At 35.5% G+C, this 13,432-nt stretch carries 3 protein-coding genes; 1 reads left to right on the forward strand and 2 read right to left on the reverse strand.

From position 1 onward, the window contains the following. Positions 1–49: 49 nt before the first annotated feature. Positions 50–11,518: an Ig-like domain-containing protein gene (locus HHU12_RS10950; RefSeq protein WP_169656782.1), complete on the forward strand. Its 11,469-nt coding sequence runs from the start codon at positions 50–52 to the stop codon at positions 11,516–11,518. Positions 11,519–11,577: 59 nt separating this feature from the next. On the opposite strand, the gene HHU12_RS10955 is transcribed toward HHU12_RS10950, so the two are convergent. After that, positions 11,578–12,267 carry a pseudouridine synthase gene (locus tag HHU12_RS10955; RefSeq protein WP_169656783.1) on the reverse strand — a complete coding sequence of 230 codons (690 nt, stop codon included), beginning with the start codon at positions 12,265–12,267 and terminating at the stop codon, positions 11,578–11,580. Between the two features lie 4 nt (positions 12,268–12,271). Beyond that, positions 12,272–13,432 carry an acyl-CoA dehydrogenase family protein gene (locus tag HHU12_RS10960; RefSeq protein WP_169656784.1) on the reverse strand — a complete coding sequence of 387 codons (1,161 nt, stop codon included), beginning with the start codon at positions 13,430–13,432 and terminating at the stop codon, positions 12,272–12,274.

The raw sequence follows: 13,432 nt of genomic DNA on the forward strand, positions 1-13,432 counted from the left end.
TATGAATAAATTTAGTCTACGATTTCTGATCCTAACACTATATATTAGTGTGTTTTTTTTTACTGCATCAACCATAAATGCACAAACACTTACGCATTCAGATAATACTTATTTTAATGCAGGAACTACTGTCATATGGACATTAGAAGAAGAGTCTGCAGGTGATTTTACAGGAGATCCTTTTGCTTCGGACTTTGATCTCATTGTGAAATCAGGTGTCGATGGAAGTATTTCTTCCGAAGGATCTTCTTTAGTGAGTGTAGCCACTGTGGTATCTACAAAAGAGTATACAATCACTATTGATTTGACTTCTTATTCTTTATCAAACAATGATGAATTTACCCTTTATTATGAAAATGAAAGTTTTGAGACAATAATATCTCCTAATACCTATATTTATGATGATGAAGACCCTGATAAACCTACTTTCGAACTTCAGTCTACATCACTTACTGGACAATTTGAAAGTAGTGTCTACTATACTACAGAGACAGAACCTATTTTTGATGTCACTGATGTAGAGGAAGGTCATGAAATAGAACTATTCGTAGGTGCAGACGATTCACAAGATATAGAAGGTAGTGCTTCAGCTACAGATAATACACTAACAGCTAAAACTCTTTCAACCCCTGCAGTATATACCTATTATGTAGTTGTAACAGATGAAGCAGGAAATACAGTAACTTCTGATGATATTGTAATTGATTATGCCGATGTAGAAAATCCATTGCCAGTTGCAATTACTGATTTGACTATTGATAATAATCCTGAAAGCTCAGAAGATGATGTGACAAAGAATGCAGATGTTGACCTAAAGTTTGATGGACTGACTGTAGCAAGTCCTGAACATGAACTTATTATATTAAACAGTTCCGATGAAGAAATTGCAAGAACTACTGTAGATGCAACTACTGAGAATATCATATTACCTACTTTGGCAGATGGTACACATACTGTTACTTATTATTTTGAAGATATTTATGGTAATGTTTCGGATGAAACTGATTTTACGTTTACCATTGATACAGAAGCTCCTTCTATTTTATCATCAACAATAGCAACAGGATATGCAACCAATACTCAATTGGCAGTTACACCAGATGGTGATGCCACTACAGATGATGTTACAATAACATTTGAAACAAGTGAAGAATTAGCAGAGTTGCCAAAAGTAGAATTTAGTTCTGATTTTCCAACCGTAAATAATCCTTCAGGTAATAATTTTAACGTCACTAAATCAGATTTAGATTTATCATCTTATGCAGCTGTACCCTTTGAAATAACAATAAAAGATATTGCTGGCAATACAGCTACAATTACCACCACCACTGACGGTTCGGTGGTTTATACTTTTCCTGATATCGTCAATAAAATTCAAACTTCAGATGCGTTAGAATATTGTGATGCATCTTCTTCAGTCGCATTTACAAAAGATGGAGAAATTACAGGAGGCGATGATAGCTATACAATAGCATGGGAAGTAAATATTGATGATGCAGGTTTTAACTCTATTGGAGTTATTAGTGAGGAGTACACAGAAAATGCTACTTTATCGGCAGGAACTTATGAATACCGCAGAGTAGTTTATTCTCAAGGAATTGCTTTTCCTTCGAATACATTAAAAATAATTGTTGAAGATAATGCTATTACCAATACGATCAGCGGACCATCTCCTGCTAACTATTTCACAAGTACAATAGCTGAAGATATTATTACAATTACAGGTAATACAGATCCTGATTATACCTATGAATGGGAATACTCAACGGATGGAGAAAATTGGTCTACAATTGCTTCTGAAACAGGAGAAGACCTTACTTATGGAGAAGCAATAAATACTTTAGGCGATCATCATTTCAGAAGAAAAGTGACGGATGGTCCATGTATTTCTTACTCTGATGAAGTAATTATTAATTTATATGATCCTATCGTTAATAATATACAGAATGACGGAAACGCAGTGTATTGTTCTGGGGCTCCGGAAGTACAGTTTTCTACTGAAGTAGCTGTTTCTGGTGGCGATGGATCTTATACTTATGATTGGTGGAGAAAAGAAGATACAGGCTCAGATACTTATGCTTCATTAGGTGTTGATACAGAAAGCTTAACGGATAACTCAAGTTTGTCAACTGGTACTTACACTTATAAAAGAACAATAACTAGTGCAGGAGAAACAGTAGATTCAGATCCAATTACAATTACTGTTTATGACGAAATTACTGGGAATACAATAGTAGTTCCAGCAAAAACAGTTTATAATGGAGAAATAGCAACAGGTACTATTCAATTGAATCCTGGAACTGCATCTGGAGGTGATGGAGCATTGAAGTATCAATGGCAATATTTCTCAGGTTCTTGGCAGGATGCAGATGCTTCAGTTAATTACACACATAATGCTACTGTATCAGATGGTACTGAAATAAAATTCAGAAGAATTGTAACGGATGATTTAGGGGAATGTGAATCAATATCAAATGAAATTACGATTACTTCACTTCCTGCAATTCAAAATACAGTGGCAGTAGTTGGTAATAGTAAATACTGTGAGACTTTCTCAAGTTTTGAAATACAAAGTACGGCTTTGAGTGGAGGTGATGATGAATACACGATAAAGTGGTTCAGAGAAAAAAATAATGAAGGAGCTAATGAGTTAACAGGAGAAACCAATCCAAATTTTATTGAGACAGAAGCTTTAACGGCAGCTACATATACTTATACACGTCAAGTAACTTCAGGTGGAAATACAGAGACATCTGATCCTGTGGTTATCACTATTGATGCAGTTCTAGTAAATGAAATTAATGATATATCACCAAATATCTTCTATGATAAGATTCCTACAACTTTTGTTATTAGTAGTAAAAGTGTTGCAGGAGGAGATGTTAATAATGCCTTTGTTTGGGAAATTAAGGTTGATGAAAATAATTGGACTGCAACAGCTATTGTTACAGAAGATTTTAAAGATTACACCGAAATCACTGCGCCTGGAACTTATAAATTCCGAAGAAAATTAACTTCTGACCAATGTGGTGATTTATATTCAGATGAGGTTACTGTAGTGTTGTACAGTTCTCTTCAAAATGAAATTGAAGTAGATGGAGGTGTTTTAGCGTATTGTGAGACTTTTTCAAGCTTTGAACTTAAATCGAAAACATTAAGCGGAAGTGATGGTGATTATACTTTTGAATGGTATAGAGAAAAGAATTCTGAAGGAGCAGTTAAATTGGCAGGTGAGATGAATTCAAATTTTATTGAAACAGGAGCATTAACGTCTGGAAAATATAAATATACTCGTAAAGTGATTACAGCATCGAGTGAATTGACTTCAGCGGAAGTTGAAATTACGATAGATGCCTTAATAGAAAATGAAATAAAAATTCCGCCTACAGAAATAATCTATTATGATAAAATTCCAACCACTTTTATTATAGAAAATCAGAAAGTAGGAGGAGGAAACACTGATGATGGTTATACCTATGTTTGGGAGAAGAAGGAAGGATTAAACAATTGGACAGCCACAGGTATTACAACACAGGATTTTTCAGGATATGGTGAGATCACTACACCTGGAGTTTATAAGTTTAGAAGAAAGGTGACTTCTGGAGCATGTGGGGAATTATATTCTGATTCCTTAACTGTGAATCTTTATGAATCAGTCCAAAATGCAATTGCTATCAGTGGTGGTAATAATATCTGTGAAGGTTATTCTAGTTTTGAAATAGAAACTTCAACATTAAGTGGAGGTGATGGTAATTATACTTTTAAATGGTATAAGAAGATTGGAGACGGTGGATCAGAAGATTTGATGGGAGGTGAGGAGAATGAAAATCTCATTGTAACAAATTCAGAGTCAGAAGGGAAATATACTTATTTCAGAGAAGCTATTTCAGCAGGTCAGACTATAAAATCCACAGGTGTAGTAATCAAAATTCAAGGAGCATTAAAAAATTCAATTGATGATCCAGTAACAAGTGTTTATTATGGTGAAATCCCTGGAAATGCTATTGTAATCAACAACATAGAAGTGGATGGTGGAAATAATACTTACACCTATGACTGGGAAATATATGATGGAAGCAATTGGAATTCAACAGGTATTAGTACACAGAATTTTTCAAATTTTAGTGTTAAAATAACAACAGCCGGTGAATACAAGTTTAGAAGAAAAGTAACTTCAGGAAAGTGTGGTTCTTCTTATTCAGAAGAAAAGACTATTATACTTTACCCTATTATTTCGAATTCTTCTATTACCCTTCAGTCTGCAGCTGAAACATGTATTGGTAGTCAGATATTTATAGCAGGAACTACTCCTAATGGAGGCGAAGGAAATTATACCTATCAGTGGTTGAAGCAAAATAATGACGATGCAATGCCATCTTTCTCTCCTACTACTGTAACTACACCATTTTATTTTGATGATAATGTTTCTGAGGCAGGGAACTTTACTTTTAAAAGAGTTGTTACTTCAGGTTTGATTAATGACGATGCCCTGAATAATGTTGAGGATGTGGTTGTCAACGCAGCTCCTGTAACTCCAACTTTAATACCAACAGACGGTTCAAGTTACAGTAATGGTGCACAGGTAAAAGTAACATTAGATATAGATGGTATTACTACTTTTTATTGTTCTGGAAATGGAGTGGTAAGCAACGGCGATGGCTCCACTAACAATACTTTCTATCCTGCATTGGCAGGGTTGGGTGACCATACTATTACCTATCATATAAAAGTAGGTACTTGTATCTATACTCATACTTCTACGATCAGGGTATATGATGGTTCCCAGCCTTTTACGGAATTATCTTATGATATCTGTGAAACGGGTTCTAGTATTGATATTGATATGACTGATGGAACTAAAGTGAATGTTCCTGATGAGATCAAGAACAATTATAAATTGATAGAAACGGTGTTGATTGATAGTAAAGGAGACCCGATTTTCAGTTATGGAAATAGTAAAAATTTCACATTTAAGCCAACGGATGGATTAGAAAGTGATGATGTAGGAACGTCTAAATTGATCACCTTAAAAGCAATTTATCTTCATAGCGATCCACTAAACGGTGGAATAAAAGACCTATCTCAGGAGATATTATTAACTTTTGAACCTACTCCTCCAATTATCGAAGATGGTAATGTTTTTAATTATTGTTTTGATGGTGAAGCTATTCGCAAATTGAAAACTGTAGATGCCATTGGCGTCATTGAGTGGAGAGAAGTAAAAGGGGGTGCTGTTTTAGAGACTGGATATGAGTTTGATCCAGGGATTGTGAAAGACGAAAGTAGTGATATTACAAAAACATATTATGTCACACAATCGATTAATGGGTGTTCAAGTGAAGCGGTTGAAGTAACCATCAATAGTTACAGACAAACAGAAGTACCAACATTAGTAAATCCAGGTCCATTTGATATATGTGAAGGAGATCCAATGCCAACGCTTGAAACAGATACAGGTGATAATATCAAATGGTATTTTGAAGGTGAATTAGTAGGAGATCAATCTACTTTCATTTCAGATATATCAACAGAAGGAATTGATAAGAAAGACCCTAAAAAGTTCAAAGTCACATCAACAGTAAATGATTGTGAAAGTGATGAGGTGGAAGTAGTAGTGAATATTATCCCCAAACCATCATTACCTGAAGTGGCTGGCCCAGTAAAGAATTATTGTGCAGGTGCTGTGGATCTAGATGATTTAATGGTGAAATCAGATGGTCCTTCAACATTTACATGGTATAGTGATAGTGAATTAAAAAACGTAGTAGATGGCTTTACTTCTACTAATTTAGAAATTCCAGATGCTCCTGCCTCTGTTGATGGTACACAAACATTTCGCTATTGGGTAGTGAAAACAAAAGAAGGATGTAATAGTGATGCCCTTCAAATCAGTTATGATATTTATGAAAACCCTCCTGTACCTACTCTGGTAAAAGATGTTTTTGATATTTGTGCAGGAGATAGCCCTGAAAAAATTCAGACTACAGGTTCTACAGGTACTATATATTGGTACAAAGAAAAACCAGAAGAAAAGGGATATGAGGGCCCTAATGCTTTGGTTGATGGAGCTGAATATACTCCAAACTATGTCACAAGTGTAAGTACTGATGTTCAATATACTTATTATGTAGCTGAGAAAAGTGGTAACGATTGTTTTGGACCGTCAAAAGAGATTACTGTAAATGTTTATGCATTACCTGATGAGCCAACAATTCAGTCAACAGTTGAGGAATTAAAAGTGTGTTCGGGGGAGAATCTTCCAACGATGAAAGTATCAGGTGAAAATGTAAAATGGTATACAGCGGAAGATAAGGTGAATTCTGTTTTTACAGGTGAGACTTATACTCCGATTTTAAGTCATAAAGTAGTAGCAGATTCTACAGTCTCTTATTTTGTAACTTCAACTTCTTCACAAGGCTGTGTAAGTACATTTAAAGAGGTGATTGTAGAAATCAAAGCATTACCAAATTCTCCTCAGCTTGTTGGAGCAGTGCCAAGTTATTGTATAGATGAGAATATTGCTGATATCACTGTTACGGGTGAATCAAATGCTATTTTTGAATGGTATACTAGTGAGACATTAGACATAGCAACAAGGATAGAAGATAATAATGCAACACTTACATTTACTGAAAAGACTGCAGAGGTAACAGAACTTGACTCAATTCACTATTGGGTTACACAAACTACTCCATTAGGATGTGCAAGTACACCTTTAAAAGTAAGTATTCCTGTTTATCCTACTCCTAAAGCTCCTACTTTAGCAAGTACTAATATCACTTATTGTTATGATGATGACGACAATGATAATGTTGACCCAATTGAGGCTACAGGAGAGTTTGATAATATTACTTGGTATTTGGATAGCAGCTTGAAAGTAAAACTTCCTAACAGGTTGCTGACTCCTGATAACAGGTTTTTACCAATAATATCGGAGTTTAAATTAAAGAACGAGGATAAAACAGTCACTTTTTACGTAACAGATAAGAATGATATAGGATGTGAAAGTGAGCCTACAGCAGTAAATATTACAGTATACAAAGAAGTACCATTAATTGGAGATGAATTACCTGAGGAAATTAGTTATTGTGCGGGTGACGTTGTTCAGCCAATTGTTTTGACTGCAGGAGAAAACCTTAAATGGTATTCTGAGGATTATGAAAAAGTGGCAGAAGGTTTGATTTTTATTCCAAATATTTCTACTGATGTCACTGAGGAAGAGTCTGTTTACTATTATGTTACACAAACGATCAACGGGTGTGAAGGTGCGGCTCAGGAAATAGAAATAGAGGTGAATCCACTTCCAGATAATCCATTTGTTGATGGTATAGTTCCGCTTTGTATAGGAGAACTTGTAGCACCTCTGACAGCTTATGGTGAAGATGGAGCTACTTTTAATTGGTATAGCAATGAGACTTTAACCAAGGAAGTGAGTACTGCACAGATATTTGTTTCTGACAGTTTAGCACCTGAAGTAGACGAATTAACTTCGATTGATTTTTGGGTAACACAAACTTCTGAAGATAAATGTACGAGTGCTCCAACAAAAGTGAGTATCCCGGTTTATCCAACTCCTGCTCTTCCTACTCTTACCAAAACAGATTATTACTATTGTTATGGCGAGGAAATCATGGAAATGGAAGCAGTTGGAAGTAATGTAGTATGGTATAATGAAGATTTTTCCGAAATAGTAAGTAATAATAACAAGTTCAAACCTACATTCTCACCAGCAGAGTCTACAGAAGAATATGAACTTATTTTCTTTGTGACTCAAAAGAATGATAATTACTGTGAAAGTGATCCACAGTTGGTAACAATCACTTTACGTAAGGAAACATTGAAACCTGTTTTGGAAGATATTTACTTTGAGTATTGTGCAGGTGAAATTATTCAGCCAATATCTAGTACAGGTGAAAACGTGAAATGGTATTCAGATGAAGAATTGAAAAATAAAGTTGGTGATGGTTTGACATTTGTCCCACAAGATGACACGAATGTTACTGAAGATACACCAATTAGCTATTATGTTACACAAACAATAGATGATTGTCCGAGTGAAGCTCAAAAAGTGGATATAATAATTTACAGTACACCTGCAATTCCAACAGCAGATGCTATTGATCCTTATTGTGAAGGCGATGAAATTGCTCCTTTAGAAACGAATGGAGAAGATGGTGCAACATTTACATGGTATAGCAATGTATCTTTAACCAATGTAGTAGGAACAAGTAGAATAGTAGATTTGGGCATCACAGCCCCTGCATTCACTGAAATCACAAATTTAGAATATTGGGTAGTACAAACTTCTAAAGAAGGTTGTGAAAGTGAACCGTTAAAAGTAAATGTTCCTGTTTATCCTACTCCAGCAAAACCTACTATTGGCAAAACAAGTTATGAATATTGCTATGGTGTAAGTATTGATGAAATGCAAGTAGAGGGGGACCGTGTAACATGGTATGAAGATGAAAAGTTAACGCAAATTGTGAAAACAGGTAATGCTTTCAAACCTCAGTTCATTGCAGATGAATCAACGAAGGATTACATGTTGACGTATTATGTTACTCAGAAAAATGAAAATCAATGCGAAAGTGAACCAGAAGTAGTAAACATTACGCTTTATAAAGAGACAATTGCTCCAACTTTATCACAAACTGCTTTTGAATATTGTTCTGGAGCTATTCTACAGCCAATTAAAGTTGAAGGTGGGGTTAATATAAAATGGTATAGTGATTCAGACTTAACAAATCAAGTAGGAACCGGTAATACATTTACCCCTCAGGATGATACAAATGTTACTGACGATGAGACTATTAATTATTTCTATACTGAAACCTTAAACGGATGCGAGAGTGATTATCAAACTGTAACTATAATTATTTATAATACCCCTACAGCTCCAAGTATTGTAGGTGATAATGTCATTAATTATTGTTCGGGAGATGAATTACAGCCTATTCTAGTGTTAGGACAATCTGATAATTTAAAGTGGTATGCTGATGAAAATCTAAGTGAGTTATTGTCATCGCACAGCGAGTTTACACCAACTGTAAATAATGAATCTACATCCGTATTGTCGGAAGATTATTATGTGACGTATACTCGAAATAATTGTGAGAGCCCAGCAACTAAAATTACGGTAAATGTAAATCCTTTACCTGTAATTAGTTTGTTAGGTATTACGGATGGAGATGTTTTCTGTAAAACTGATGCAAGCCCTGTGGTGCAAGCATTACCTTCAAATGGTACATTGACATCATCAACTGGCGTTGTAATTAGAAATAATACTGAAATATTATTAGGGAATTCACCATTAGGAAAGCATACCCTAAATTATACAGTAACGAATGAAAATAATTGCGTTGATTCATTGTTGATCAGCTTTACAATAGTAGATGCACCTAAAGTGAATTTCTCAGAAACAATACTTTGTGATTCAAAAGAAGTGACATTCTATGATGAAACGTCGATTCCAGCGGATGATAATTTAACAGAGATTCTAGAGTGGAGATACAATTTTGGGGATAATGAAGGTGGTGTAACTTTATATAGTGCCGAGGAAGCGAAAGAGTATACACATACATATTCAGCAACAGGGAATCATGATGTGACACTGACCATCATTACCAATCAAAATTGTAGTGAAATCAGTTATGAAAAGACCATATTTATCAATTCTCCTCCAGTAGTACAATTTGAATGGTCTGTTTCTGAGTTTGGTAGTGAAATGCAGTTTAAAGAACATTTAGAAATTGTCAATAAAGATCCAATTGAATACAGACACTGGGATTTTGGTGATGGTACTTCGTCTACAGCAATGAACCCTAAACATCAATATACTGAGGTAGGTTCTTATTTGGTGACCTATGAGGTGAGAACTGAAAAAGGTTGTTCAAATATTCTTCAGCAAGAAGTTTATGTATTACCACACCCAGTGTTATTGACTGAAGATGATTTCTACTTCCAGAACTTTGATTTTGATGATGGAGATTGGAAAGCAACAGCCAACAATACAAATATCAGTTGGGAATATGGCATTCCAATGACAACTAACTTCAGCTCTACTAATAATGCATGGGTCACTAATTTAGACTCTACATATTTTGAGAATGAAGAATCTTTCTTGAACCTGCCATCATTTGATATCAGTGGTTTAACAAAACCGATGTTGTCTTTTGATATGAAAATTGATATTGAAAACGGTATTGATGGAGCTATTCTTCAGTATTCATTGGATTCAGGTCAGACTTGGTACTTATTGGGTGATGTAGAAGATCCTATTAATTGGTACAACAGTCAATCTATTCTTGCAGATCCAGGTAATCAGATCTTCGGAACCAATACTTTATCTAAAGGTTGGACGGGAACAAATGCGACTTATGGATATGAAAGTGGTGAGTACCTTTCTGTAAGACATCAATTAGATAATTTCATAGGAGAACAGCATTTACGTCTTCGTTTTGCTTTCAAATCAAATTCAGCACAAGAGTATGAAGGTCTAGTGATTGATAACTTCTTCATTGGTAACAGACAGAAAGTGGTGTTGATTGAATCAATGACAAATGCCGCACAAGAAGCAAGTAATAGAGCAATGTCTTCATTGGGAGAGCATTTAGCTACGATGGAATCAGATGTGTTAAGTATTAATTACCACATTAATTTAGAAGGCTTTGTAGATGATTTGAATAAAGACAATCAAGAAGCTTCAAGTGGTAGAAAGTTCTTCTATGGTGTAACAAATGCACCTCGAACAATTGTAGATGGTAATCTTGGTGCAGAACCAAAGCATACAGATGATTTCTTGGAAGAATTCGAGAATAATGTTTATCAAAGAACCTTACTTGATCCTGAGTTTAGTATTGAATTGAATACGGATAATTTAGCAAATACAGGTCAATTAGGGGTATCTCTAACATCACATGGTACTTTTGATGCTGCAGACTCAGAAATTCTATTACATATTGTCATGATTGAAAAATCAATTTCAGGTGTTGAAGTGACCAAAGACATTTCTGAACATTTGAATGTGATGAAATCAATGAGCCCAGCGCCAGGTGCAGAAGGAACCAGTTTCTTTGGAAGGTCTTGGAATGTAGGAAGTACGGAAACAGTATTTGTGGATTGGGCAAATGCTAGTGTTTACAACACGGAGAATGTAGAACTAATTGTATTTGTACAAGACAACGTTTCCAAAGAAATATTCCAGGCAATGTCGTATCAATTAGACCCTAGTTTATTGACAACAGGTATTATAAATAGTACAGAACTACCGACGGATTTAGAATGGAATATCTATCCTAATCCAGCAAGTTCTGTGATTCAAGTTTCAACTACTGAATTTATCAATCAAGGAGGTTGGGAGATTTCCAATATCAATGGACAAAAAGTGAAAGAAGGAACTTTCTCTGGCAATAGATATTCAGTAAGTGTGGAGGATTTAGCCTCTGGCGTTTATTTGATTCGCAACACAAGCGATGGTAAATACCTTCCTAGAACATTACGATTTGTTGTAGCGAAATAAGCACTGGTTTTACCAAAAATAGAAAGGCCTCTCAAACAATAAATTTGAGAGGCCTTTTCTTATTTTTTTCTTCTCATTCCACCAGTTCTCATTCTGGTTTTGTAAGAACTGTTTTTCTGGAAAGTTTTTTTCCTTGGAGGAGGAGCTAAATCTTCACTTTTTATTTTTAGCAAAGGCAACAATTCATTTCTTTTTAATTCAATGACACCACCAATCGGCAACTTTTCAATTCGGAGGTTTTGAATACTGATTCTTTTTAATCTTAAAGTAGGAAAACCAACAGAAGCAGTCATTTTCCTTACTTGTCTGTTTTTCCCCTCATGAATTGTCAATTCAATAAAAGAAGTAGGGATATTTTTTCTAAAACGTACCGGAGGATCTCTATCTTCCAAGTTTTTTGGCTTTTCAACCTTCTTACACTGTGCCGGCAGGGTTTTATATTGCTGTTTATTGACAGAAATTTCCGTTCCTCTTTTTAACTTCTGAATTGCTTCTTCAGTAATATCGCCATCCACTTGTACCAAATAGGTTTTGTGGTGTTCGAATTTAGGATGAAGCAAACGGTGGTTGAGTGCTTTATCATTAGTGATGATCAAAAGACCCTCGCTGTCTAAATCCAGTCGCCCCACAGGGTAAACATCAGAAGGGAAGTTCCCTAAAGATTTTAATGTTTTCCTTCCATCCTGATCAGAGAATTGTGGAAGTACCCCATAGGGTTTATTAATGATAAAGTACCTGTATTGTTGCATAAAATTATTTGAAACTTGGTATACCTGTTATTTCAGCTCCCAAAATTAATAAATGAATATCATGTGTGCCCTCATAAGTGATCACAGATTCTAGATTCATCATATGTCTCATGATAGGATAGTCACCTGTGATACCCATTCCGCCTAAAATCTGTCTTGCTTCTCTGGCAATTTTCAAAGCTATCTCAACATTATTCCTTTTGGCCATGGAAATTTGTGCTGTAGTCGCTTTCCCGGCATTTTTGAGCTGTCCAAGCCTCAAAGCTAACAATTGTGCCTTTGTGATTTCTGTTAACATCTCCGAAAGCTTTTTCTGTGTCAATTGAAAACCACCAATCGGCTGATCAAACTGTATTCTTTCCAAGGAATAATCTTTAGCAGTTTCATAGCAGTCCATTGCGGCACCAATTGCTCCCCAAGCAATCCCATATCGAGCATTGTCAAGGCATTTCATAGGGGCGCCTAATCCATCTTTTAAAGGTAAGATGTTTTCCTCAGGAATGATCACGTTGTCAAAAACGAGCTCACCTGTAATACTTGCTCTCAATGACCACTTATTATGAATTTCAGGAGCCGTAAATCCTTTCATCCCTTTTTCTACGATCACTCCTTTTACTCTTCCTTCCTCATTCTTAGCCCAAACCACAGCAATATCAGCAACAGGAGAGTTGGTAATCCACATTTTGGCACCATTGAGAACATAATGCTTACCTTCCTTTTTTAAAGTGGTTTCCATACCAGAAGGGTTAGAACCATGATTAGGCTCTGTTAATCCAAAACAGCCTAAATATTCACCTGTGGCAAGTTTGGGTAAAAATTTCTTTTTCTGTGCTTCAGATCCAAACTCATGAATGGGAAACATCACCAATGAGCTTTGAACAGAAGCCATAGAGCGAAGACCAGAATCCCCTTTTTCTACTTCTTGCATGATAAGGCCATAAGAGATGTAATCCATTCCACCACCACCATATTCTACAGGAATAGCGGGGCCAAAGAGTCCCATTTCGCCAAACCGTGAAACGAGATGCTGAGGAAAAGATGCTTTTTGAGCATACTCTTCTATGATAGGCTTAACGTTTTTCTGTATGAAGTCTGCCGTTGAGTTTTGAACAAGAACTTGATCTTCAGATAGCAAGTCTTCTATAGCATAAAAGTCAGTGTTCAT

The sequence above is a fragment of the Flammeovirga aprica JL-4 genome (assembly GCF_012844305.1).
GTDB lineage: Bacteria > Bacteroidota > Bacteroidia > Cytophagales > Flammeovirgaceae > Flammeovirga > Flammeovirga aprica.